This window comes from Stappia stellulata (assembly GCF_020176715.1).
Lineage (GTDB): Bacteria > Pseudomonadota > Alphaproteobacteria > Rhizobiales > Stappiaceae > Stappia.
In genome coordinates this window covers 627,267-651,091 of record NZ_JAIVMF010000001.1, presented here as the reverse complement: position 1 = coordinate 651,091, position 23,825 = coordinate 627,267, and the positions used below count along the sequence as shown (strand labels likewise).

General features: G+C 68.9%; 29 protein-coding genes. 24 read left to right on the top strand and 5 right to left on the bottom strand.

Annotation, left to right across the window (positions count from 1 at the left end):
• Window positions 1–661 precede the first annotated feature (661 nt).
• The 4 genes from pssA to LC092_RS02935 all read right to left on the bottom strand — a co-directional run bounded on the left by pssA (window position 662) and on the right by LC092_RS02935 (window position 4,677).
• Window positions 662–1,567: a CDP-diacylglycerol--serine O-phosphatidyltransferase gene (gene pssA, locus LC092_RS02950; protein WP_224804882.1), complete on the bottom strand. Its 906-nt coding sequence runs from the start codon at window positions 1,565–1,567 to the stop codon at window positions 662–664.
• Window positions 1,568–1,577: 10 nt separating this feature from the next.
• Window positions 1,578–2,342: a phosphatidylserine decarboxylase gene (locus LC092_RS02945; RefSeq protein WP_318245897.1), complete on the bottom strand. Its 765-nt coding sequence runs from the start codon at window positions 2,340–2,342 to the stop codon at window positions 1,578–1,580.
• Window positions 2,343–2,410: 68 nt separating this feature from the next.
• Entirely contained in the window at window positions 2,411–4,354 is a 1,944-nt protein-coding gene (locus LC092_RS02940; RefSeq protein WP_224804878.1) for an ABCB family ABC transporter ATP-binding protein/permease, read from the bottom strand.
• Window positions 4,351–4,677: an ArsR/SmtB family transcription factor gene (locus tag LC092_RS02935; protein ID WP_224804876.1), complete on the bottom strand. Its 327-nt coding sequence runs from the start codon at window positions 4,675–4,677 to the stop codon at window positions 4,351–4,353. Before LC092_RS02935 ends, LC092_RS02940 begins: the two co-directional genes overlap by 4 nt.
• A 229-nt stretch (window positions 4,678–4,906) precedes the next feature.
• Between LC092_RS02935 and LC092_RS02930 the strand changes: the two genes are divergently transcribed.
• From LC092_RS02930 to LC092_RS02865, 14 genes are all read left to right on the top strand, one after another.
• On the top strand, window positions 4,907–5,488 hold the full coding sequence (locus LC092_RS02930; protein ID WP_224804874.1) for a hypothetical protein: 582 nt from the start codon (window positions 4,907–4,909) through the stop codon (window positions 5,486–5,488).
• Complete coding sequence (locus LC092_RS02925; protein WP_412103509.1) at window positions 5,376–6,707, top strand: DNA-packaging protein; 1,332 nt, start codon at window positions 5,376–5,378, stop codon at window positions 6,705–6,707. Before LC092_RS02930 ends, LC092_RS02925 begins: the two co-directional genes overlap by 113 nt.
• 81 nt (window positions 6,708–6,788) lie before the next feature.
• Window positions 6,789–8,015: a phage portal protein gene (locus LC092_RS02920; RefSeq protein WP_224804872.1), complete on the top strand. Its 1,227-nt coding sequence runs from the start codon at window positions 6,789–6,791 to the stop codon at window positions 8,013–8,015.
• Window positions 8,012–8,206 carry a hypothetical protein gene (locus tag LC092_RS02915; RefSeq protein ID WP_318245896.1) on the top strand — a complete coding sequence of 65 codons (195 nt, stop codon included), beginning with the start codon at window positions 8,012–8,014 and terminating at the stop codon, window positions 8,204–8,206. The genes LC092_RS02920 and LC092_RS02915 overlap by 4 nt, the downstream gene beginning before the upstream one ends.
• A gap of 50 nt (window positions 8,207–8,256) precedes the next feature.
• Entirely contained in the window at window positions 8,257–8,406 is a 150-nt protein-coding gene (locus LC092_RS02910) for a hypothetical protein (protein ID WP_224804870.1), read from the top strand.
• Window positions 8,403–8,879: an HK97 family phage prohead protease gene (locus tag LC092_RS02905; RefSeq protein ID WP_224804868.1), complete on the top strand. Its 477-nt coding sequence runs from the start codon at window positions 8,403–8,405 to the stop codon at window positions 8,877–8,879. The genes LC092_RS02910 and LC092_RS02905 overlap by 4 nt, the downstream gene beginning before the upstream one ends.
• Window positions 8,880–8,925: 46 nt before the next feature.
• A complete protein-coding gene (locus LC092_RS02900) occupies window positions 8,926–10,206 on the top strand; it encodes a phage major capsid protein (RefSeq protein ID WP_224804866.1) in 1,281 nt (426 codons plus the stop codon).
• Window positions 10,207–10,304: 98 nt separating this feature from the next.
• Complete coding sequence (locus LC092_RS02895; protein ID WP_224804864.1) at window positions 10,305–10,874, top strand: head-tail connector protein; 570 nt, start codon at window positions 10,305–10,307, stop codon at window positions 10,872–10,874.
• A complete protein-coding gene (locus LC092_RS02890; protein WP_224804861.1) occupies window positions 10,871–11,194 on the top strand; it encodes a head-tail adaptor protein in 324 nt (107 codons plus the stop codon). Before LC092_RS02895 ends, LC092_RS02890 begins: the two co-directional genes overlap by 4 nt.
• Window positions 11,191–11,598 carry a DUF3168 domain-containing protein gene (locus LC092_RS02885; protein ID WP_224804859.1) on the top strand — a complete coding sequence of 136 codons (408 nt, stop codon included), beginning with the start codon at window positions 11,191–11,193 and terminating at the stop codon, window positions 11,596–11,598. The genes LC092_RS02890 and LC092_RS02885 overlap by 4 nt, the downstream gene beginning before the upstream one ends.
• A 64-nt stretch (window positions 11,599–11,662) precedes the next feature.
• On the top strand, window positions 11,663–12,076 hold the full coding sequence (locus LC092_RS02880; RefSeq protein WP_224804857.1) for a phage major tail protein, TP901-1 family: 414 nt from the start codon (window positions 11,663–11,665) through the stop codon (window positions 12,074–12,076).
• A 3-nt stretch (window positions 12,077–12,079) separates the two neighbouring features.
• Complete coding sequence (locus LC092_RS02875; protein WP_224804855.1) at window positions 12,080–12,439, top strand: gene transfer agent family protein; 360 nt, start codon at window positions 12,080–12,082, stop codon at window positions 12,437–12,439.
• Window positions 12,436–12,654, top strand: a complete 219-nt coding sequence (locus LC092_RS02870) for a phage tail assembly chaperone (protein WP_224804853.1) — start codon at window positions 12,436–12,438, stop codon at window positions 12,652–12,654. The genes LC092_RS02875 and LC092_RS02870 overlap by 4 nt, the downstream gene beginning before the upstream one ends.
• Window positions 12,651–13,244, top strand: coding sequence for a phage tail tape measure protein (locus LC092_RS02865; RefSeq protein ID WP_224804851.1), 594 nt, complete (start codon window positions 12,651–12,653; stop codon window positions 13,242–13,244). Before LC092_RS02870 ends, LC092_RS02865 begins: the two co-directional genes overlap by 4 nt.
• 38 nt (window positions 13,245–13,282) lie before the next feature.
• Here LC092_RS02865 and LC092_RS02860 read toward each other — a convergent pair whose 3' ends face one another.
• Window positions 13,283–13,522: a YdcH family protein gene (locus tag LC092_RS02860; RefSeq protein WP_224804849.1), complete on the bottom strand. Its 240-nt coding sequence runs from the start codon at window positions 13,520–13,522 to the stop codon at window positions 13,283–13,285.
• 138 nt (window positions 13,523–13,660) lie between these two features.
• On the opposite strand from LC092_RS02860, the gene LC092_RS02855 reads away from it, so the two are divergent.
• From LC092_RS02855 to LC092_RS02810, 10 genes are all read left to right on the top strand, one after another.
• A complete protein-coding gene (locus LC092_RS02855; RefSeq protein ID WP_224804847.1) occupies window positions 13,661–14,311 on the top strand; it encodes a DUF2460 domain-containing protein in 651 nt (216 codons plus the stop codon).
• 6 nt (window positions 14,312–14,317) lie between these two features.
• Window positions 14,318–15,211 carry a DUF2163 domain-containing protein gene (locus LC092_RS02850; RefSeq protein ID WP_224804844.1) on the top strand — a complete coding sequence of 298 codons (894 nt, stop codon included), beginning with the start codon at window positions 14,318–14,320 and terminating at the stop codon, window positions 15,209–15,211.
• 35 nt (window positions 15,212–15,246) lie between these two features.
• Window positions 15,247–15,690, top strand: coding sequence for an NlpC/P60 family protein (locus LC092_RS02845; RefSeq protein ID WP_224804842.1), 444 nt, complete (start codon window positions 15,247–15,249; stop codon window positions 15,688–15,690).
• Window positions 15,678–19,589 (top strand): glycoside hydrolase/phage tail family protein, encoded by a 3,912-nt coding sequence (locus tag LC092_RS02840; protein ID WP_224804840.1) that lies wholly within the window; start codon window positions 15,678–15,680, stop codon window positions 19,587–19,589. The genes LC092_RS02845 and LC092_RS02840 overlap by 13 nt, the downstream gene beginning before the upstream one ends.
• A 41-nt stretch (window positions 19,590–19,630) precedes the next feature.
• Window positions 19,631–20,440 (top strand): lysozyme, encoded by an 810-nt coding sequence (locus LC092_RS02835; RefSeq protein ID WP_224804838.1) that lies wholly within the window; start codon window positions 19,631–19,633, stop codon window positions 20,438–20,440.
• Between the two features lie 43 nt (window positions 20,441–20,483).
• Window positions 20,484–20,693 (top strand): hypothetical protein, encoded by a 210-nt coding sequence (locus tag LC092_RS02830; protein ID WP_224804835.1) that lies wholly within the window; start codon window positions 20,484–20,486, stop codon window positions 20,691–20,693.
• Window positions 20,690–21,106, top strand: a complete 417-nt coding sequence (locus LC092_RS02825; RefSeq protein ID WP_224804833.1) for a hypothetical protein — start codon at window positions 20,690–20,692, stop codon at window positions 21,104–21,106. Before LC092_RS02830 ends, LC092_RS02825 begins: the two co-directional genes overlap by 4 nt.
• A gap of 89 nt (window positions 21,107–21,195) precedes the next feature.
• The gene (locus LC092_RS02820; protein WP_224804831.1) at window positions 21,196–21,513 is read left to right on the top strand and encodes a PepSY domain-containing protein; all 318 of its coding nucleotides are present in this window, start codon (window positions 21,196–21,198) and stop codon (window positions 21,511–21,513) included.
• Window positions 21,514–21,548: 35 nt separating this feature from the next.
• Window positions 21,549–22,214 (top strand): response regulator transcription factor, encoded by a 666-nt coding sequence (locus LC092_RS02815; RefSeq protein WP_224804829.1) that lies wholly within the window; start codon window positions 21,549–21,551, stop codon window positions 22,212–22,214.
• The gene (locus LC092_RS02810; RefSeq protein ID WP_224804827.1) at window positions 22,207–23,637 is read left to right on the top strand and encodes an ATP-binding protein; all 1,431 of its coding nucleotides are present in this window, start codon (window positions 22,207–22,209) and stop codon (window positions 23,635–23,637) included. Before LC092_RS02815 ends, LC092_RS02810 begins: the two co-directional genes overlap by 8 nt.
• Window positions 23,638–23,825 lie beyond the last annotated feature (188 nt).

The following is a 23,825-nucleotide window of genomic DNA, read 5'->3' as shown; positions in this document are numbered from 1 at the left end:
AGAAAAGCCATGGCGGTGGTATCCTGATCAGGCTTCGGATTGTTCGCGGGCGTGGTGACAGCCAGAGACCCCATCAACTCTCCAAGCGGGAAAAGGAAGCGGCAGGGACCCCGATGACGACGGGTGAGAACCCAATCCCCGACCGGTCGCCTGCCACTGGTCTCCCGGCAATCTAGGGGCCGGGAGACCGCCCCCAGTCTAACACCCCTTCAAACGAACAATCCCCGACTTGATCGGGGATCCATTGGCACCCTCAGCGGTGGTTGGGGGGGGCGAAATGGCGGCGAAGTTCGGCAACCCTTCAGGCGTTTCGGCCCTGCGGCGACGTGGAATGGATCCCCGATCAAGTCGGGGATGACGTCCGTGTGTGGGGCGAAGGTCCCGGCCGGCGCAGGGAGCGGCGGAAATGGTGGAACGCCATCGGGGTGCTGCGGTCTTGGAAGCAAGAAGTCCCGGAGATGCCGTCTAGGAAAAAATTCCTTGACAGCGTGACGGTGATCGGGTAGGGTTCAGGCATGGTCGAACTGGTGCGGCCGGCGGGAAGCCGGCGCAGCGTTCGGCCTTTTTGATTCAAGCTGTTGGATGCAGCCCGCTTCCGGAGCCGCCCGACGGTTCGGGTGGGGCGTGACGGGCGGGGGCGCGAGGGACGGCAGTCGGCCGTTCAGCCGGTGTCGCCCTTGTCGCGGTCGCCGAGGTGGTCGAGGTCGGTATCGGCCTCGTCTCCGTCGTCATTGGCGCTTGTGTCGTCGGCCGCCGCACCCGGGATCTGGCCGGAGGCGTATTTTTGATGCCAGCGCCAGGCGACCGGGATCGACACCAGATAGGCGGCGGCGCCGATGGCCAGCATCTCGAACGGGTAGCTGACCAGAAGCGCGACGAAGAGCACGGCGGCGACGAAGAGCGGCAGCACGAGGTCGCGGCGGATGCGCGAGCCGAGCTTCTTGCCGGAGAAAGTCGGCAGCCGCGACACCATCAAGAGCGCGATGATCACGACATAGACGGCAACGACCGGCGCGAGCGCCGGCCAGTGCGGCAGGATGCCGACGAACTCCAGATAGACCGGAAAGAGCACCGCGAGCGCACCCGCCGGTGCGGGCACGCCGGTGAAGAAATTGACCGCCCAGGCCGGCTTGTCGGGGTCGTCGATGGAGACGTTGAAGCGTGCCAGCCTGAGCGCCGCCGAAATCGAAAAGACGAGGGCGGCGATCCAGCCGATGGAGCGCACCTCGTCGAGCAGCCAGGAATAGAGGATCAGCGCCGGCGCGACGCCGAAATTGACGAAGTCGGCCAGCGAATCCAGCTCCGCGCCGAATTTCGAGGTGCCCTTGACCAGTCGCGCCACCCGTCCGTCGAGCGCGTCGAGCACGGCGGCCAGCACGATGGCGCCGATGGCGAAATCCCAGCGGGTCTCCAGCGCCATGCGAATGGCGGTAAGCCCCGAACACAGCGCCAGAAGGGTGACGAGATTGGGCAGGATCAGGCGCAGCGGCACCCGGCGGAACCGCGGCGCGCGGCCGCGGCGGCGGCTGGTCGGACCGGGATCATAGGGGGCGAAAGGGGCGGTCATGACACCTCGCTCAGCTGACCCGCGCCAGCACGGCGTCGCGGGTCTCGGAGGCAAGATCGGCGATCACCGTCTCGCCGGCGATCATGGTCTGGCCGACGGCAACCGAAACCCGCGTGTCGAGCGGCAGATAGACGTCGAGCCGCGAGCCGAAGCGGATCAGGCCGAAGCGCTCGCCGGCGCCGAGGTTCTCGCCCTCGCGCACGAAGCAGACGATGCGCCGCGCCACCAGGCCGGCGATCTGGACGACGCCGATGCGCGTCTCGCCGCTTTCGATGACGAGCCCGTTGCGCTCGTTGTCCTCGCTCGCCTTGTCGGATTCTGCGTTGAGGAAGGAGCCGGCGCGATAGGCGACGCGGGTGATGCGTCCGCCCATGGGCGCGCGGTTCACATGGCAGTTGAACACATTCATGAAGATGCAGATGCGCATCATCGGCTCGTCGGAGAGCTCGAGCTCGCGCGGCGGCACGGCCTGGCCGATCTGGCACACGGTGCCGTCGGCGGGCGAAACGATGACGTCGTCGTCGATCGGCGTGACGCGGGGCGGATCGCGGAAGAAATAGGCGACCCAGGCGGTCAGGATCAGGCCGATCCAGAACAGCGGGTCGACGAACCAGCCGACGAGAACGGTCGCCGCACCGGCAATGGCGACGAACGGCCAGCCCTCGCGGTGAATGGGGACGAGCGTCTTGGTGATCGTATCGGTAAGCGACATCGGCGGTTCCGTGACTGTGGGCCGCGCCGGAGTGTGCCCCGGCCCGGTTGCGTTCCCGGACACCAGCGCCCGGTCGAACGCCTCTTGTGCACCGGAGCGGGCGCGAGATCAATCCGCGACGTCGCGCGCGTCTATTGCGCCGGTTCTTCCTCGCCGGCGCGCGGACCGCGAACGACGAAGCCCGGGTCGTCCAGGGTCGCGGCGCGCAGCCGCTCCTCGGCCTCGCTCGCCTCCTGCTGGCGCGCCCACATGGAGGCGTAAAGCCCGTGGGCGGCAAGCAGATCGGGATGGCGGCCGCGCTCGACGATACGGCCCTTTTCCAGGACGAGGATCTCCTCCGCGTTGACCACGGTCGACAGCCGGTGGGCGATCACGACGGTGGTGCGGTTCCGCGACACCTGGTCGAGGGCCGCCTGGATCTCGCGCTCCGTATGGGTGTCGAGCGCGGACGTCGCCTCGTCGAGGATCAGGATCGGCGGCGCCTTGAGGATGGTGCGGGCGATCGCCACACGCTGCTTCTCGCCGCCGGACAGCTTCAGCCCGCGCTCGCCCACCTCGGTGGCGAAGCCCTGCGGCAGGCTCTCGATGAAGTCGGCGATCTGCGCCATGCGCGCGGCCTCGCGCACCTCCGCGTCGGTGGCGTCGTTGCGGCCGTAGCGGATGTTGTAGGCGACCGTGTCGTTGAAGAGCACGGTGTCCTGCGGAACCATGCCGGTCGCGCCGCGCAGCGAGGCCTGCGTCACCTCGCGCAGGTCCTGCCCGTCGATGGTGATGCGCCCGCCGGTGATGTCGTAGAAGCGGAAGAGCAGCCGGGAGACCGTCGATTTGCCGGCACCCGACGGTCCGACGATGGCAACCGTCTTGCCGGCCGGCACCTCGAAGGAGATGCCCTGCAGGATCGGCCGGTCGGCGTCATAGTGGAAGTGCACGTCCTCGAAGCGGATGGTGCCGCCGTCGACGCTGAGCGGGACCGCGCCCGGCTTGTCCTTGATCTCGGCCGGCTCGCCAAGCAGCTCGAACATCGCTTCAAGGTCGGTGAGGCCCTGGCGGATCTCGCGGTAGAGAAAGCCGATGAAGTTGAGCGGGATCGACAGTTGCAGCAGGAGCGCGTTGATCATGACGAAATCGCCGATGGTCTGCGTGCCCGCCATCACGGCGCGCGCCGACATCACCATGCAGATCGCCGTGCCGACGCCGAGGATCACGGCCTGGCCGAAGTTGAGCCAGGCGAGCGAGGTCCAGGTCCGGGTTGCGGCGCGTTCGTAGCCTTCCATCGAGCGGTCGAAACGGTCGGCTTCCCACTGCTCGTTGCCGAAATATTTGACCGTCTCGAAATTCAGCAGGCTGTCGACCGCCTTGGAGTTGGCGTCGGTGTCGCTGGCGTTCATGTCGCGGCGGATGGCGATGCGCCAGTTCGAGGTCTGCACCGTGAACCACGTGTAGGCGACGATCATCACCGCGACGACGACCACATAGGCGAAGCCGAACTGGTACCAGATCACCCCCGCCATGATGGCGAATTCCATGATGGTTGGAATGCCGTTCAGGATCGTGAAGCGGACGATGTTCTCGATGCCCTTCACGCCGCGCTCGATCACGCGCGACAGGCCGCCGGTCTTGCGTTGCAGGTGAAAGCGCAGCGACAGCATGTGCAGGTGGCGGAAGGTGCGATAGGCGAGCTGGCGCACCGCGTGCTGGCCGACGCGGGCAAACAGCGCATCGCGCAGCTGGTTGAAGCCGACGAAGAGAATGCGCGCGCCATTATAGGCGATGACGAGCATCACCGGTGCCACGATCCAGGCGGGAAGGCCGCCTTCGCTGCCGGAAGCGGCCGCGCCGGCGCTGCCCTCGCCGGTCAGTGCGTCGGTCGCCCACTTGTAGAAATAGGGCGAGAGCACCGTCACGATCTTGGCGATGACCAGGGCGATCACGGCAAGGCCGACGCGGGACTTCAGGTCCGGGCGGTCGTGAGGCCAGATATAGGGCCACAATTGCCCGAGCGTCTTCAGCGTCGAGGCCTCGTCGGCCGAAATGCGCGGAGCGGAAGCGGGTACGCCGGAGCGGCGGCTTGTCATTCGGTGTCCTTTCGCGGGCGCGCGGGCGCCATGCGGTCATTAAGGTGCGGCGCCGGCGCGGGCTGCCGCAAAAAGCTGGCGAACAGGCGTTCGACATCGCCGGTAAGACGCGTCAGCGCCCCCGGCTCGAGATGATACCGGCAGCAACGACCGTCGCCGCGCATGCCCACGAGGCCGGCGGCGCGCAGCACCGCGAGATGCTGCGAGACGGTGGATTGCGCCAGCGGCAGGCGCTTGACCAGATCCCCGCAACAGGCGGTGTCGCAGGCAGCGAGCGCCTGGAGGATTTCCAGCCGGGCCGGATGGCCGAGCGCCTTGAACACGTCGGGAAGGTCGACATCCGCCGGGGCGCTGCAACAGGCGGCGGCGCGGGTCCTGCGCGGGCCGGCCGTTTCCGGGCTTTCAGCGGCGCATGTGGTCGAACGGGAGCGGGCCAAGAAACACTTTCATCGCAAATTGCCGATGAATGGGTTTTAGGGCCTGCGCGCGCATGAGGCAAGGGCGCTCCATAGCCGTTGCCCGACGTCTGTTGCAAGAACATGAGGAGACGGCATGGACGAGGAGACACCGCGCGCCGCATCGAGGCCCCGCCGGCGGCGCGCCCGCAAGCGACCGGTTCACCTGAGCGCGGACGGCTGGCGCATCGCCCGCAGCCTCTATGAAAACGACGGCCTGGAATTCGATGCCATCGCCCGGCGGATGAACGTGACCGTTCCCACCGTCGCCCGCCACGCGAGGGACGAGGCCTGGCTTCGGGCCGCCTCCGTCCGCGACCTGATCGAGGCCGGCGACACGCCGGGCCTTGCCCGGATGGTCGCGCGGCTGGCCAAGGCCTTCGAACATCAGATTTCGGCAATCGAGACGCAGTTTCGCGCTGCGGCCGGTGAGGGGGAGGCAAGGGCCGACGGCGGCACGCTGGAGCGCAACGCCAGAACGCTGGGCAGTCTGGCGAAGACGCTCGACGTCCTGATCGAGCTCCGCTCCGGCGTCGCCTCGCTCGATCCCACGGGGGGAGATGAAGATGCACTCAGGCGAGAGCTTGCGGAGCGCCTTGATCGGCTGTGCCGAAGGGGGGCTGCTGCCGGCGTTTCTGGCACGGCTGGATCACCGGGAGCTGATGTTCCTGCGCCATGACTGGCGGCTGTGGGCGCATGCGCACCAGCTGGCGCCCGCCGGCGACTGGCGGTGCTGGCTTTTGATGGGCGGGCGCGGTGCGGGAAAGACGCGGGCCGGGGCGGAATGGCTGCGCGCCTGTGTGCGTGCCGCCGCGCTGCGGCCCGATTCCGACGGGTTTCGCATCGCGCTCGTCGGCGAGACCCAGAGCGACGCCCGCGAGGTGATGGTGGAGGGGATCTCCGGCCTGCTCTCGGTCCATCCGGCGAGCGAGCGTCCGAGCTGGCAATCCTCCCGGCGCCGGCTGGAATGGCCGAACGGCGCGGTGGCGCAGGTCTTTTCCTCCGAGGACCCGGACGCGCTGCGCGGGCCGCAGTTTCATCTGGCCTGGTGCGACGAACTCGCCAAATGGCGTCACGTCCAGGAGACCTGGGACATGCTGCAATTCGCTCTCAGGCTGGGAGAGCGTCCGCGCCAGCTCGTCACCACGACCCCGCGCCCGATCCCGTTGCTCAAGCGGCTTATGGCGGATCCCGCAACGGTGGCGGTGACCGCGCCGACGGAAAGCAACGCCGCCCATCTGGCCGCCGGCTTCGTTGCCGCTATCCGGGCCCGTTACGGCGGAACCCGGCTGGCGCGCCAGGAACTCGACGGGGAGATGGTGGAAAGCCGAGACGGCGCCATGTGGAACCGCGACGCGCTGGAGGCGCTGCGCAGCGACCGGGCGCCGGCGCTCGAGCGCATCGTCGTCGCGGTCGATCCGCCGGCAAGCTCGGGCGTCGCCTCGGATGCCTGCGGCATCGTCGCGGCCGGGATCGATGCGGACGGGATCGTCCATGTGCTCGCAGACCGGAGCCTGGGGGCGGCGGCGCCCGCGCGCTGGGCCTCCGCCGCCGTGGCGCTCTGGCGCGATCTCGAGGCCGACTGTCTGGTCGCCGAGGTCAACCAGGGCGGCGAGATGGTCGCGGCGGTGATCGCCGGCGTCGACCCGGGCGTTCTGGTGAGAGCCGTGCGCGCGCGGCGCGGCAAGTGGCTGCGCGCCGAACCGGTGGCGATGCTCTACGAGCAGGGGCGGGTGCGCCATGTCGGGGCCTTCCCCGATTTGGAAGACGAGATGACGGATTTTACTCGCGAGGGCCTGTCGAACGGACGCTCGCCGGACCGGCTCGACGCGCTCGTTTACGCGCTTCACGAACTGGCGCTGAAGGCCGGTGGGACGCCGCGCCTGCGCAGCATCTGAATCCCTTTCTCAAGACGCTGGCTGCGCACTTCAAGTCGCGGAATCGGTTTCTCAAGACATTGCAAAAAAGGAAGAGCGATCATGGGGTTGCGAACCATGTTTGAATCGGTTCTGCGCGCGCCGCAGGAGCGAAAGGCCTCGCGCGCCGGACCGTTGCTGGCCTTTCACGGGGCAGGCCGCCCGGTGTGGACGCCGCGCGACTACGCCGCACTCGCCCGCGAGGGCTACGCCCGAAATCCGGTGGTCCATCGCGCGGTCCGCATGATCGCGGAGGCGGCCGCGAGCGTGCCCTTCGTGCTCTACGACGGCGAGCGCGAACTCGACCGCCATCCGGCGCTCGACCTGCTTGCCGCACCGAACCAGATGGCGTCGGGCACCGCGTTCCTGGAGGAGGTCTACGGCCACCTGCTGGTCGCCGGCAACGCCTATCTGGAGGGCGTTTCGGTGGAGGGCACCTTGCGCGAGCTGCACGCCCTGCGCCCCGACCGGGTGAAGGTGGTGCTCGGACGCGACGGCTGGCCGGAGGCCTATGACTATACGGTCGCCGGGCGCACGGTCCGGCTTTCGGCCGATGCGCGCGACGGCGGCCATTCGGTGCTGCACCTGAAGGTGTTCCACCCGCTCAACGACCACTACGGCTTTGCCCCCATCGAGGCGGCGCAGGTCAGCCTCGACCTGCACAATGCGGCGGGCGCCTGGAACAAGGCGCTGCTCGACAATGCCGCACGGCCCTCCGGCGCGCTGGTCTATGGCGGGCCGGATGCCTCCAACATGTCCGACGAACAGTTCGACCGGCTCAAGAAGGAACTGGAGGACGGTTATCAGGGTCCCTCCAATGCCGGACGGCCGCTGCTGCTGGAAGGCGGTCTTGACTGGAAACCGATGGGGCTGACCCCGAGGGACATGGATTTCATCGCCGCCAAGAACCAGGCGGCGCGCGAGATCGCGCTCGCCTTCGGCGTGCCGCCGATGCTGCTCGCCATTCCGGGCGACAACACCTACTCCAACTATCAGGAGGCCAATCGCGCTTTCTGGCGCCAGACCGTCCTGCCGCTGTCGTCGCGCGTTGGCGAGGCGCTGGCGCGCTGGCTGTCGCCCGACCGAGCGCGGCCGCTGCGGCTTGCCCCCGATCTCGACAAGGTGGAGGCGCTGTCCAGCGAACGCGCCGGCCTGTGGGCGCGGCTCGAACAGGCAAGCTTCCTGACCCGGGCGGAAAAGCGCATCGCCGTCGGCTATGGCGCGGAGCCGCAGGGTGGGGAGCCCGCGACGGGCGCGCCCGGGACGGCGCCGGAAGCGGATCCGACATGATGGAGCCCGTTGTCGAGACCATCGCCGGCAAGGGCGACCTTGCCCATCTGGTCCTGCTCCTGTGGGCAAGCTCGGCCTCCAGCCTGCTGGTTTGGAGCCTGCGCGAGACGATCCGTTCGAACAAGCGCTTCGACGATTTCGTCGAGGCGATCGCCCGCCTCAACCGCCTGTTCAGCGACTTCGATTCCTGACGCCGCTGGCCAAAGCCAACAGGCGCGTCCGCGCCGCAATGGAGAGATCCATGACAGTTCAGCCTCTTGAGAGCGTGCGCATGCTGATGCGCGCGAACGATGCCCCGCACCCCGCCCACCGCGCGATCTTCACCCATTTTGCCGCGCGCCTGGCGGCGCTCTTGAGCCGGCGCGCCCGATCCGGCGCGCACGCCGCGTGAGTGCCCGTCCGCCCCTTGCGGGGGAGAGCGTCGCGGTCAGCGGCTATGCCAGCCTCTTCGCCACGCCCGACGATGCGCGCGATCTCGTCGTGCGCGGTGCGTTCCGTCGTAGCCTGTCGGAGCGGGGCGCCAGCGGCATCCGCTTTCTCTGGCAGCACGATCCGGCCAAGCCCATCGGCGTGTGGGATCGGGCGTTCGAGGACGCGCGCGGCCTGCGCGTCGAGGGACGCCTGCTGACCCGCACAGCCGCCGGAGCGGAGGCGGCGCATCTTCTCGCCGGCGGCGCGCTCGACGGTCTGTCCATCGGCTTTCGCACCCGCAGCGCCCGGCGCGACCCGACGACCGGGGTGCGGCGGGTCTTCGACATAGATCTCTGGGAGGTGTCGCTCGTCACCTTCCCGCTGCATCCGGGCGCCCGTCTCGACGTGCCCGGCACCGCCGCCGTGTCGCCCTTGCGCGCGGTTCGCTCCTGACCGCCGAAGCGCCGGTCGCATTCATGAAACTGGAGATCCTTCGACCATGCCTACCGAATTTTCCCAAGCCGGGACGGGCGTCCCCGAGACCAAGGCCGTCACCCATGCCACTGCTGCGGGAGGACATCGCGCCGAGCTCGACGACATGCGCGCCACCTTCGACGCCTATCGCGAGACCAACGAGGAACGTCTCGCCGAGATCGAAACGCGCGGGGCCGTCGATCCCCTGACGCAGGACAAGCTCGCGCGCATCGACGCGCAGCTCGACCGCCAGCAGCGCCGGCTGGACGCCATTGCGCTGAAATCCGCCCGGCCGCCGCGCGGCGCAGGCCCGGACGAACCCGCCGACGGTCTCGCCGCGGAACACAAGGGCGCCTTCGTGTCCTACATGCGCAAGGGCCGCGAAGACGGCTTGCGCGCGCTGGAACAGAAGGCGCTCTCGGTCGGCTCCGACCCCGACGGCGGCTATCTGGTGCCGGACGAGACCGAGACCGCGATCCTGCGCGGCATGGCGAGCGTCTCGCCGATCCGCGCCATCGCCGGTGCGCGTCAGGTGTCGTCCAGCGTCTTCAAGAAGCCGTTCTCGATCTCGGGTCCGCAGTCGGGCTGGGTCGCGGAAACCGCCGCCCGTCCGCAGACCGGCGCGCCGACGCTTTCCGAGCTCTCCTTCCCGACGATGGAGCTCTACGCCATGCCGGCCGCGACGCCGTCGCTGCTGGAGGATGCGGCCGTCGACGTCGATGCCTGGATCGCGGAGGAGGTTGAACTGGCCTTCGCCGAACAGGAGGGCACGGCCTTCGTCACCGGCGACGGCGTCAACAAGCCGCGCGGCTTTCTCGACTATCCACGCGTGGCGGAAGGCTCCTGGAGCTGGGGCAATCTGGGTGAGCTCACCACCGGGGTGGCCGGCGCCTTCCCCGTGACCGACCCCGGCGACACGCTGATTGATCTGGTCTATGCGCTGAAGAGCGGCTACCGCCAGAACGCCGGCTTCGTGATGAACCGGCGCACCCAGGCCGTGGTGCGCAAGATGAAGGACGCCGACGGCAACTATCTGTGGCAGCCGCCGGCCACCGTGGGCGCGCCGGCCACCTTGATGACCTTCCCGCTCACCGAGGCGGAGGACATGCCCGACATCGCGACCGATGCGCCGGCCATCGCCTTTGGCGACTTCCGCCGGGGCTATCTGGTGGTCGACCGCACGGGCGTGCGCATCCTGCGCGATCCCTATTCGGCCAAGCCCTACGTGCTGTTCTACACGACCAAGCGCGTCGGCGGCGGGGTGCAGGATTTCGACGCGATCAAGCTCCTGACCTTCTCCACCTGACCTTTTCTGTCTGACCGGGTGCGGGAGCCCGCCGCACGGGCGGGCTCCCGGTTTCCGAAAGTGCTCCTTTAACCGCCATCCTGTTGGAAAGGACCGCCATGACGGCGATTGTGACGACCCCGCCGGCGCTCGAACCGGTGACGCTGGAAGAGGCGCGCGCCCATCTCCGGGTGAGCGGAACCGAAGAGGACTTGCTGATCTCGCGCCTGATTGCGGCGGCGCGCCAGCATCTGGAAGGCGTCGCGCGCCGGGCACTCCTCACCCAGGGCTGGCGGCTCTATCTGGATGCCTGGCCGCCGGGGCGCATCATCCGCCTGCCCGTCGGTCCGGTGCAGTCCGTCGACAGCATCACGGTCTATGACGGCGACGGGCTGCCGGTGCCGCTGGCCGCCGCCGACCACCGGCTGGACGGACAGGCGGAGCCGCCGCGGCTCCGGGTGGCCGCCGCAGCCCCGGCCGCGATTTCCGGCTTCAACGGCATCGAGGTGGAATTCACCGCCGGCTATGGCGCGGATGCCAATGCCGTGCCGCAACCGCTCCGGCAGGCGATCCTTGTTCTGGTCGCTCACTGGTTCGACGGCCGGGCGGCCGGCTTTAATCTTGCGACGGCGGGCGTGCCGGCCGGCTGGTCGGCGCTGCTTGCGCCCTACCGGATGCTCAGGCTGTGAGCGCGGCGGACGAACTCGACCGGGCGATGCGGCTGTCTCGGCCCGACCGGATCGAGGCGGCGGACGGGGAGGCGGAAACCGTCTTCACCGACGTCGGGCTGGTGTTCGTGGCGCTGGCGCCGGCAAGCCTTGCCGAACGGCAGGTGAGCGGGCGCCTCGGCGGTGTCGCGACCCATGTGGCGCGGCTGCGCAGCGGAACCGCCATCGCCGGCGGCTGGCGGCTCGCCGAGGGCATGCGCGCGTTTCGCGTCCTGGCGGTCGACGATGCCAGCCGCCGCTCGGGCCTCGTGACATGCGTGCTTGAGGAGGAAACGGCATGAGTGCCCAGGCAGATCTGCGCGGTGCGATCGTTGCCGCGCTGCGCGCCGATGCGGCGCTGACCGCAGTGATCGGCGCGGACCGGGTCCACGACGGCGCGCCCCGCGGCGCCGCCATTCCCTTCGTCGATCTCGGCGCGGTGGAAACGCGGCTGCTTGCCGCCACGCCGGACGAGGGCGAGCGCCACATCGTCGAGGTGCTGGCCTATTCGCGAAAGCCCGCGCGCGGCGAGGTCAGCGCGGTGCTGACCGCGATCCGCGACGTGCTGGCCGAGCTCGGTCCCACCGTCGGGGCGCAGCGCCTCGTGCATGTCTCCGACCCGGTAATGCGCAGCGAGCGCCAGCGCGACGGGCGTGGATGGCGGGGGCGGCTGAGCGTCCGGATCGTCACCGAGCCGGCGGCCTGAGGGGCGCCGTGCCTCCGAACCGGACCCAACCCAAAGCAAAGTCATGTGAAAAGGGGAGAATGCGATGGCCGCTCAGGCAGGCAAGGACCTTTTGCTGAAATGCGACACCGATGGTGTCGGGACATTCGTCACGGTGGCGGGCCTGCGGGCGCGGCGCATCGCGCTCAATGCGGCAAGCGTCGACATCACCGATGCCGACAGTGCCGGCCGCTGGCGCGAATTGCTGCAAGGTGCGGGAACGCGGGCTGCGAGTCTGTCCGGATCCGGCATCTTTCGCGATGCGAGCGCCGATGAAACCGTGCGCGGGCTGTTCTTCGACGGGATCATCCGCGACTGGCAGGTGGTGGTGCCCGATTTCGGGACGATCACCGGGCGCTTCCAGATCGTCGGGCTGGAGTATTCCGGCACCCATGACGGCGAGGTCACCTACGAGATCGCGCTGGAATCCGCCGGCGAACTGACGTTTGCGGGGAGCTAGGCCATGGCCAACCTGCACCGCGGCGAGGTTGCCGCCGTTCTCGGCGGCCGGCGCCGCACGCTCGTGCTCACGCTGGGCGCGCTGGCCGAGCTGGAAAGCGCCTTCGCAGCCACGGATCTCTCCGCCCTGGCGGAGCGCTTCGGGCAGGGGCGGTTTTCCGCAAGCGATCTCGCCCGCATCATCGGCGCCGGCCTGCGTGGCGCCGGGGAGGACATCGACGACGCCGATGTTCTCGCCATGGAGATCGAGGGCGGCCTGCCCGCGCTCACCCGTGTGGCGGCCCGGCTGCTTCAGGTCACCTTCTGCGGCGATCAGGGCGGGGCGAGCGGCGCGCCGGAGGCGCTGCGTCCCGCAAACCCTTGAGCGCCGCGGGTGATGCCCCGCCCGCGGCATTTCCCTGGGCCGACGTCTTTCGGGTCTGTCTGGTCACGCTGGGCTGGTCGCCAAAGACCATGTGGGCGGCCACCCCGCGCGAGATCGCGGCCGCGTTCGGGCGTCCGCCCGCCGGCGGCCCGTTGCTGTCGCGCGACCGTCTTGAGGCGCTGATGCGCCGCTTTCCCGATGGAGACCTGCGATGACCGAGGACATGAACGCCCCGCTGGATCTGCCCGCGAAGGAGGCGGAAGACCTGAAGCGGACCATGAACGACATCCATACGGCCTCAAGACAGATCGCATCCGCGCTGACGGTTGGCCTCACCCAGGCGGTGAGGAACGGCAAGGCGCTGGATGCGGTGTTTCGCTCCATCGCGCTGTCGCTCTCCGACATGGCGCTGAAGACGGCGATCGGTCAGCTGGAAAAAGGCCTGGCGCAGGGACTTGGCAGTCTCGCAACGGGTCTGGCGTCGAGCGTGCTGTCGCCGGGACCGGGGATCCTGCCCTTCGCCAAGGGCGGCGTCGTGGCGTCGCCGACCTATTTTCCGCTCGGCAATGCGGCGGGAGGCGGTGCGTCGGTCGGCCTGATGGGGGAGGCGGGCGCGGAGGCGATCCTGCCGCTGGCGCGGGATGCGCACGGACGGCTGGGCGTCAGCGGGGCCGGAAACGCGGCGGCGATGCCGCCGATCATCTTCAATGTGGAGACGCGGGATGCGGAAAGCTTCGCGCGTTCGGAAGCGCAGATCCAGACAATGGTAGCCCGCGCCGTCGGACGGGGACGGCGCGGGCTTTGACGTCGGGCCTGAAGAGGAGGGGCTCAGGCGCCGGCGTTTCAGGCAGCGGCCAGGAGAGCCGCGATTTCGTCTTTCAGATGCAGGCGCTTCTTCTTGAGGTTTTCGAGAGCCTCGTCGGACGCCGGCTCGACGTCCGTCTCGACGCGGTGAATCTCGCGGTTCACCGCATGATACTCATCCGCGAGTTTTGCGAAGTGCGCGTTGGAAAGCTTCAGCGCATGCAGCGCATCGGCCTTGTCCGGGAACTCTTCGTGCAGCTCGTGGGGAACGTGACTCATGTAGGGGATACCTCCGTTGTTGAGCCCAACAATGCGCGACGAGGGACGCTTGCGCTTTGAGCAAGATCAAACCGCTCGGACGTCCGACATTTTTTGCACAGGGCGATCGCGGTTTAGCAAAGTCCGGGAGGCTTAGACATGCCTGCATTCTTGGAGGAACGGTTTCCGCTGGGGATAGCCTTCGGCGCGACCGGCGGGCCGCAATGGCGCACCGAGGTCGTGGCGCTGGCGTCGGGCGCGGAAACCCGCAACGCGCGCTGGGCCGGGTCGCGGCGGCGGTATGATGCCGGCACCGGCGTGCGGTCCTTGGCCGATCTCCAGGCGGTGGCGGCCTTCTTCGAGCGCATGCACGGCCGCCTCTACGGGTTCCGGTTCCGCGATCCCTTCGACAACACCTCCGCCGCGACCGGCGACACGGTGACCCCGCTCGACTGTTTTCTGGCCACCGCCGACGGGGTCGCGTCGAGCTTTGCGCTCGCCAAGACCTATGGCGGCGGCGATTTCACCCGCAAGCGGCCGATCGCCAAACCGGTCGCCGGCAGCGTGCGCGTCGCTCTTGATGGCGTGGAACTTGTGGAGACGACGGATTTCACCTGCGATCCGGCGACGGGCATCGTGACGCTTGTCGCCGGACCTCCGGCCGCCGGGGTCGAGGTGACGGCCGGCTTCCGCTTCGACGTGCCGGTGCGCTTCGACACCGACCGGCTGGAACTCGGCCTGACCCATGTCGAGGCCGGGCGCGTTCCCACGATCCCGCTGGTCGAAGTCGACCCGGACGCGGAGGCCTGAGATCCGATGAAGACACTGTCACCGCAAACGGCGGCCCGGTTTGCCGGCGCCGCCACCACCCGCGCGACCTGCTGGCGGATCACCCGCCGCGACGGCAAGGTGTTCGGTTTCACCGACCATGACCGCGAGATCGCCTTCGATGGCGGAACGTTCCGCCCCGATCTCGGGTTCGAGACGACCGCCTCCACGCTGGAGCCGGACTTTGCCTCGGGAAGCGCGGAGGTCGCCGGCATTCTGTCGTCGCCGGAGATTTCCGACGGCGATCTTGCCGGCGGGCTGTGGGACGGTGCGGCGGTGGAGGTTTTCGCGGTCGACTGGCAGGACCCCGAGGCCCGCGTGCTGATGCGCCGCGCCGAGGTGGGCGAGGTGACCCGCTCCGGCAAGGCGTTTCGCGCCGAGCTGCGCGGGCTCGCGCATCTCTTCGACCAGCCGCGCGGGCGGGTGTTCTCCCACATTTGCGATGCCGATCTGGGCGACGCGCGCTGCCGGGTCGATCTCGATGCGGGCGGGTTTCGCGCGGAGGGCACGGTACAGTCCGCCATCGATGGCGCGGCTCTGAATGTGGCTGGCATCGGCGGCTCCGAGACCGACTGGTTCGCCGGCGGACGCCTGGAAATCGTCGATGGTCCGCATGCCGGCATGACCGGGGAGATTGTCGCCGACCGTCTCGAAGGCGCCGTGCGGGTGCTCGCGCTGCTGGCCCCGCTTGCCATGCTGCCGGCGCCCGGCTCGGCCGTGCGCCTGACCGCCGGCTGCGACAAGCGTTTTGCCACCTGTACCGGGAAATTCTCCAACACGGAGAACTTCCAGGGCTTTCCGCATATGCCCGGCGCGGATTTCGCGCTCGCCTATCCAAGCCGCGGTGCTGCCGAGAATGACGGCGGCCCCTTGGTCGACTGACCGGCGGCGCGGAGCGGTACACGGGAGATACCAGCATGGTCACACGCGATTGCATCCTGCGCGAGGCGCGGGGCTGGATCGGCACGCCCTATCGCCACCAGGCGAGTTGCAAAGGCGCGGGCGCCGATTGCCTGGGACTGGTGCGCGGGGTCTGGCGCGCGCTCTACGGGGCGGAACCGGAACGCCCGCCGCCCTATACGCGCGGCTGGGCGGAAGAGGGCGGCGCGGACACGCTCCTCGCCGCAGCGGGCCGGCACATGCGCGAGGTCGCGCCGGATGCGGCCGGGCCCGGCGACCTGCTGCTGTTTCGCTGGCGCGACGGCGCGCTGGTGAAACACGCCGCGATCCTCAGCGGCCCGGCGAAGATGATCCATGCCTATGAAGGGCTTTGCGTGACCGAAAGCCCGCTCGTGCCCGCCTGGCGGCGGCGCATCGTTGCAGCCTTTCTCTTTCCCGAGGTGGACCCATGGCAACCCTAGTACTGGCGGCGGCAGGCAAGGCCATCGGCGGCGCCCTGCTGGGCGGCGCGGGGGCGCTCCTCGGGCAGGCGGCGGGGGCGATCGCCGGCTATGCGCTCGATCAGAGCCTTTTCGGCGCCACCCGCAGGATCGAGGGCCGCAGGCTTGAGGACCTCTCCGTGCAATCCTCCGTCGAGGGCGCAAGCCTGCCGATGGTCTACGGCCGCGTCCGTCTGGCCGGCCAGATCATCTGGGCAACCCGCTTCGAGGAGGAGGTGCGCGAGGAAACGAGCGGCGGCAAGGGCGGTGGCGGCGGTCCGCGCACGACCACCCGCAGCTATCGCTACTACGCGAATTTTGCCGTCGCGCTGGCGGCCGGGCCGGTCAGCCATGTCGGCGCGATCTGGGCCGACGGAAAGCCGATGGAGATGGAGGGCGTCACCGTCCGCTTCTATCACGGCACGCCCGATCAGGAGCCGGACCCGCTGATTGCCGTGTTGCAGGGACCGTCTCCCGCCTATCGCAATACCGCCTACGCCGTTTTCGAGCGCCTGCCGCTGGATCAATATGGCGACCGCCTGCCGCAACTGACCTTCGAGATCATCCGCTCGGTCGAGCCGCTGGAACCGATGGTGCGGGCGATGACGGTGATCCCGGGGGCGGGCGAGTTCGTCTATGCGACCGAGCCGGTGACCCGGACCGTGCGCCCCGGCGTCAGCCAAACGGTCAATCGCCACATCGCCCACGGTCCGAGCAACTGGTCCGCCTCCATCGACGAACTGCAGGCGGTTTGCCCCAATCTGCAGCGGGTGGCGCTTGTCGTCTCCTGGTTCGGCGACGATCTGCGCTGCGGGTCGTGCTCGATCCGGCCGCGCGTGGAAACCGCCGGCTCGAGCGTGCAGGGGGCGGTGTGGGCGGTCTCCGGCGAAACCGCCGGAACGGCCGCGACCGTCAGCCTGCATGCGGGACGGCCGGCCTATGGCGGAACGCCGGCCGATTCGAGCGTGATCGCCGCGATCCGGGACCTCAACGCCCGCGGGCTCCAGGTCACGCTGCATCCCTTCATCCTCATGGACATTCCGGCGGGAAACGGCCTGCCCGACCCCTATGGCGGCAGCGAACAGGCCGCCCACCCCTGGCGCGGCAGGATCACAGCGTCGCTGGCGCCGGGCCTTGCCGGCTCGCCCGAGGGAACGGCGGCGGCGGCAAGCGAGGTCGCGGCCTTTGCCGGAACGGCCCAGGTCGCGCATTTTCTCCCGCAGGCGCAGGGGGTTGGCTACGCCGGTCCGGCGGAATGGTCGTTCCGCCGCTTCATCCTGCATCAGGCACGGCTCGCCGCCGTGGCCGGCGGGGTTGATGCCTTTCTGCTCGGGTCGGAAATGCGCGGCCTGACAAGGCTGAGCGCGGCGCCGGGCGTCCATCCCTTCGTCGATGCGCTCAAGGCGCTTGCCGCCGACGTCAAGACCGTGCTCCCGGGCGCAAAGGTAACTTATGCGGCGGACTGGAGCGAATATGGCGCCCATCAGCCGGGCGGCGGGGATCTGCGTTTTCCCCTCGATCCGCTTTGGGCGAATGCCAATATCGATGCGGTCGGGATCAACGCCTATTTCCCGCTAGCCGATGCCCGCGATGGCGGCGATCCGGACGGCAACGTCAATCCCTACGACCGGGAGATGCTGCGGGCGGGCGTTGCCGGCGGCGAGGACCACGACTGGTACTATGCCGACGATGCGGCGCGCGCGGCCGGCATCCGCACGCCGATCACCGATGGCGCCTACGGCAAGCCCTGGGTCTATCGTGCCAAGGACCTCGCCGGCTGGTGGTCGAACCCCCATATCGAGCGGGAGGCGGGCGTGGAGACGGGCATCGCCACGAACTGGGTGCCCCGGTCCAAGCCGATCTGGTTCACCGAACTCGGCGTGCCGGCCATCGACAAGGGCGCCAACCAGCCGAACCTGTTCTTCGACGCCAAGTCGTCGGAAGCCGCATGGCCGCGCTTCTCCAACGGCGGGCGCGACGATCTCATCCAGCGGCGCGCACTGGAAACGGTGCTCGGCTGGTGGACCGGCGCGCACCCGGAGATTGCGGCGGGCGACAACCCGGTGTCGCCGGTCTATGGCGAGCCGATGGTCGATGCGGGGCACTTGTATTTGTGGACATGGGACGCGCGGCCGTTTCCCGCCTTTCCCAGCCAGACCGACATTTGGGCCGACGGCGTGAACTGGCGGGCCGGACACTGGCTGAGCGGACGCCTGGGCAGCGTGTCCGTTGCCGGCCTGGCGCGCGCGCTTGCCGCCGACTTCGACATTCCGGCAAGCCTCTTTGCCATTGGCGAGATTGCCGGCACCCTGGATGGCACCGCCGTCCCGGGACCGGAAGCGCTCAGGAACGTGCTGGCGCCGCTTCTCGATGCGGCAGGCGCGGTCGCCGTGGATCGCGGTCCGCAGATTGCCGTGCTGCCGCGCTGGAGCCCGCCTGTCGCGCGTCTCGACAACGCGGATCTGGCCGTCGAGCGGGATGCGGCGGCGGCAAGTGTCCGGCGTTCCCAGGATGCGGACCTTCCGGCTGAAATCCGCATCGCTGCCCGCGACGCGGCGCGCGGGCATCGACGCTATGTGATTTCCTCCAAGCGGCGGGAAGGGCACAGCGCGCGGGTCGAGCAGATCGATCTCGCCTGCGCCCTCGACCCGGCCCTGGCGGCGGCGCTTGCCGATCAGCTGTTGCTCGCGCGCTGGAGCGGACGCGAGGAGGTCGAATTCTCCCTGCCGCCCGGACGGCTGGAGCTTGAACCCGGCGATGTCGTGACGCTTGCCGCCGATCCCTCCGCCGGACGGGGGCGAGATGCCGAATACCTTATCGAGGCGGTGGAGGAGGGGGCTGCGCGCCGCGTCAGCGCCCGCGCGGCCCGGGCCCCGGTCGCATTGCGCGCCAGAAGCCTTGGCGGCGAGGCGCGCCCGCGCTCGGTGATCGCCGCGACCGGCGCGGCGGATGTGCTGATCCTCGATCTGCCGACACTGCCGGGCGACGCGCAGGACGCCGCGCCGCGCATGGCCGCCTTCGCCGCGCCCTGGCCGGGGGCGGTCGATGTCTACCGGGTCCGTGGCGAGGGCGCGCCGGTGTATCATGCCCAGCTGACCGCCCCCGCGCTTCTGGTGGAAACCCTGACGCCCCTTTTGGCCGGGCCGGTGGCGCGCTGGGACCGGGTGAGCGAGGTCGATGTCGAGGTCTCCTCGGGCACCTTTTCCGAGGTGTCGCAGGACCAGGTGCTTGGCGGCGCCAACCCGCTTGCCATCGTCGGCGCCGACGGGGACGTGGAGGTGCTGCAGTTTCAGCGCGCCGAACTGATCGGCCCGCGCCGCTACCGGCTTGGCATGCTGCTGCGCGGGCTATTGGGCACCGAACGTGCTGCCGCCCGTCCGGTTCCCGCCGGTTCCCGCGGCGTTCTGCTCGATGAAGCGGTCGCGCATTTGCCGCCCTCGCTCGACGAAATCGGCGTGCCCTTCACCTATGCGGTGTTGCCGGCGGGTCTGCCGCTCGACAGTGCGGCGCGCAAGGACCTGGCGCATGTCTGGCGGGCGCGGGCGTTGATGCCCCTGGCGCCGGTGCATCTCGCGGGCGAGCGGATCGCCGGCAGCGGGATCGCCTTTTCCTGGATCCGGCGCACGCGCACCGGCGGCGATGCCTGGACTACGGTCGATGTCCCGCTCGGTGAGGCGCGCGAGGCCTATCTGGCGGAGCTGCTCGACGCCGGCGGCCTGACGGTCTGGTCGCGGGAGGTGGCGGCCCCATCCGTCGTCCTGTCGGACGCCGAGGAACTCTCCGTCTTCGGAGCTCCGCAATCCCTGGTCAGATTGCGGGTGCGCCAGATCTCCGACGTCGTCGGTCCGGGACTGGAGGCGCGCGCGGACTTCATCGTGTGAACGTGAGGGCTGCATCCTGGCCCGGCCATCGGGAGACAATCATGAAAATCAGCGACAAGGGTCTGGCGTTCATCGCCGGGCATGAAGGCTTTGTGTCGACCGCCTACCGGGATCCGGTCGGCGTTCTCACGATCGGATACGGCTTCACCATGCGCAGCCGGGTCTTTGCCGCCTGGTGGCGGACCCGGCACGGGCGGGCACTGCGCATGGGCGACGCGATCTCGCGCGCCGATGCCGATGTGATCCTGAAACGGCTGGTGGACGAGGAATACGGCGCGGCCGTTACCGCCCGGTTCGGCGCCTTGCCGCAGCATCACTTCGATGCCGCCTGTTCGGTCGCCTACAACCTTGGCCCGCGGGCGCTGACCTGGCGCTGGGCGCGCGCGCTCTCGGCAGGAGATCCGGCCCGTGCCGCCGCGATCCTGAGCGCCAATTACAACACCGCGCGCGGTCGCAAGCTGCCGGGACTGGTGCGTCGCCGCAAGGAGGAGGCGCATCTGCTGCGCACTGGAACGTTCCCGGGCCTTGACCGCGCTGAAGCGCCCCGGGAGCCGGCGGATGCGACGGTCGATGAAGAGAGCGCGATGCGCATGTTGCGGGCGCTGGGCTACCTGCAGGCCGATTTTGCGGCTGCGACCCGCGCCTTCCAGCGCGACACCCCGCCGCTTGCCGTCGACGGGATTTTCGGACCGAGGACCCGCGCGGCGGCCGAACGCCGCCTTCGCGAGACAGCCGGGAATCGCTCCCCGGCGCGCCGCCCGTCCCGTCTCGCCGGGGTGCTGGCAGTGGGGCTTGCGCTCCTTGGCGCCGTGCGCGCCGCCTGGCGGCGCTGGCGCGGATCGCCGCGCTGACGCCTCCGTTTTCCCCGAACCATCAACACCGAAAGGAACGTCCATGCGTGGCTGGAAAACGCTGCTGCTCAACCTTGGCGCGGCATCGAGCGTCATTCTCCTGGAGATCCTGCGCTATCTCGCCGACGTCGACTGGAGCGCGCATCTGCCGCCGCACATCGCGCTTTGGCTGGTGGTCGGGGTGAATATCGCCAACATCGTGTTGCGCCATGTCACCTCCGGTCCGCCGGCCTGGCGGGAGGGGCGGCGATGACCCTGCTCCTGCAATGGCTCGCCGGACCTTTTCTGCGCCTGGTGCTCGCCCATTTCGACCGCCGGATCGCAGCGCGTGGCGAAAGCGAGCGTCTCTCGGCCGATCTCGCCGCAACGGCGATCCGCTCCGAGATGGAGGCCCGCTCCCATGCCCGCGCCGTGCTGCTGGCGGAACAGGGCAGCTTTTTCACCGCCGCACGCCTGGGGCGGCTGATGTTCGTGGTGCCGCTCGGCCTGTGGTGGACGGCGGTGATCGCCGACAGCATTTTCTCCTTCTCCTGGAATGTTGCCGCCCTGCCGTCGCCGCTCGATGAATGGGCGGGCGCAATCCTCCTGTCGCTGTTTCTTGTCGACGGCCTTCAGGGCGCTGTGCGGGCAACCCGGGTCGGGCGAGGGGCAGGCAAGGACGCCTGAGCCGGCGATGGCTGAATTCGCTGTCGGCTTACGGGTTCTTGAAAGGGTCATTCATGTGCTATTCACACGAAACCCGGTACGGAACCTACATGCACACACACCCTTCCTTCCGGCTTCTGAAAGCCTCCCGCCCGGCGCTGACGGCCGTTGTCCTGTTCGCGATGCTGGCACTTGCGCAGCCCGTGACCGCGCAGGGGCAATGTCTCAGCCAGCCGCAGGCACGGGCCGCCGTCTCCAGCGGCCAGGCGCTGCCGCTCGGCCGTGTCGCCGGGGCCGTGGGAGGGGAAATCGTGCGGGCGGACCTGTGCCGCGAGGGCGGGCGTCTTGTCTATGTGCTTTCGGTCCTGAGCGGCGGGCGGGTCGACACGCGCGTGGTCGATGCCCAGAGCGGCAGGGTCCTGCGCTGACTTCGGAAATTTGAGGAAAGAGGTTTTTCGCGAAGATGCGACTGCTTGTTGTGGAAGACGACGACGACCTCAACCGTCAGCTCCGCGAGGCGCTGGAGGAGGCGGGATATGTCGTCGACAGCGCGAAGGACGGCGAGGAAGGCCATTTCCTGGGCGACACCGAACCCTATGACGCCGTGGTTCTCGACCTCGGCCTGCCGGTGCTCGACGGCCTGAGCGTCCTGGAGCGCTGGCGGCGCGACGGACGAACCATGCCGGTGCTGATTCTCACCGCGCGCGATCGCTGGTCGGACAAGGTGGCCGGCATCGACGCCGGCGCGGACGACTATGTTGCCAAGCCCTTCCACATGGAGGAGGTCGTGGCGCGGCTGAGGGCGCTTTTGCGGCGTGCCGCCGGTCATGCGAGCAACGAGATCGCCGTCGGCGAGGTGCGTCTCGACATGCGCGCCGGCAAGGTCACGGAAAACGGCACGACCGTGAAGCTCACCTCCCACGAATTCCGGCTGCTGTCCTATCTGATGCATCACAAGGGCCGCATCGTGTCGCGCACGGAGCTGATCGAGCATCTCTACGATCAGGATTTCGACCGCGATTCCAACACGATCGAGGTCTTTGTCGGGCGTCTGCGCAAGAAATTCGACACCGGCCTGATCGAAACCGTGCGTGGCCTTGGATACCGGATCGGCGAGGCGGATGGCTGAACAGGCGGTGGGGAACGCCGGCCGGCTGTCCGGCTGGATGCGCAACCGCTCGCTGGCCGCGCGGCTGATCCTGGTCGCGGCCATCTGGTCGGCAATCGCCATCTTTATCGCGGGCTTCGTGCTGGTCGCGCTCTATCGCGAGGCGAGCGAGCGCGCCTTCGATGCACGGCTCGACGTCTATGTGAAGGCCATTGTCGGGGAGATGGCCGGCGGAACGCCGGGCGCGCCGGCGGAGCCGGGCAACCTCGGCGAACCGCGCTTCGACCTGCCCGCCTCCGGCTGGTACTGGGTCGTGCTCGACGCGCGCAGCGACGAAGTGCTGTTTTCCTCCCTCTCCCTGTTCGGCGACCGGCTGGAGTTGCCGGATCTCCCCGTGGACGGCGAGCTGCGCTCTGTCATTGTCAGTCCGCGTGGCGCGGAACTGCGGGTTCTTCAAAGGCGCATCATCTTCGCGGAGGCCGCGGCCTACCGGATCGCCGTCGCCGGCGAGACGCAGGAGCTGCGCGAGCGCGAGGCGACCTTCGCCGGACAGGTGGCGCTGACGCTTCTGGTTCTCGGCATCGGGCTGGTGGGCGCGATCGTGCTTCAGGTGCGGATCGGATTGCGCCCCATGGCGGCCCTTCGCGCCTCGCTCGCCGCCGTGCGGCGCGGAGACGCGGAAACCGTCGAGGAAGATCTTCCCCCGGACCTTCGCCCGCTGGGGCAGGAGCTCAACGCCCTGGTGCGGTCCAACCGCGAAGTGGTCGAACGCGCCCGCACCCATGTCGGCAATCTCGCGCATGCGCTGAAGACGCCGCTGAGCGTGATCCTCAACGAGGTCCGCGCCGGTCACAGTCCTGACGCGCGCAAGATCGGCGAACAGGCGGCCGTGATGCGGGCGCAGGTCAATCATCACCTGGAACGCGCGCGCATGGCCGCACAACGCCGTGTCATCGGCGTGTCCACCGAGGTATCCCCCGTGCTTGTCCGGCTGGTGAAGGTGATGGCGAAGATCCATGGCGAGCGTAACGTCGACGTAACGCTCTCCGGGGAGACGGGGCTTCGCTTTCGCGGCGAGGAGCATGATCTTGAGGAAATGGCCGGAAACCTGATCGACAACGCCTGCAAATGGGCAAGGTCGCGGGTCGAGGTTTCCCTCCAACGCCTCGACGGGCCAGGGGCCGGACGGCTTGCGATTCGCGTCACGGATGACGGTCCGGGACTTTCGCCGGAAGAACGCGCGGAAGCGCTGAAGCGCGGCCGGCGGCTCGACGAAACCGTGCCGGGAACCGGGCTCGGCCTGTCCATTGTCGTCGATCTCGCGGCTCTTTACGGTGGGGAGTTCACCCTGTCACCTTCGGCTGCCGGCGGGCTAAGCGCGACGCTGGTGCTGCCGATGCTGGAGGGTGGGGATGCCGCTACGCCACGCATTTCGCAGACGTGACCCGCAGGCGGATCGTGAGACGCAGTTCGGCCACAAATGCATGTAATTTCTCCCCGATCCTGAAGATTATCGGGGTGCGTTCCCCCCGGTCGCTTCCGTGGCTTTCACGGATGGAAACGGGACATGGAAACACAGACGATGGCGGTCGGAGGCGGATCGGGCCGCCCCGTATGGATAGGGAAGTTGGA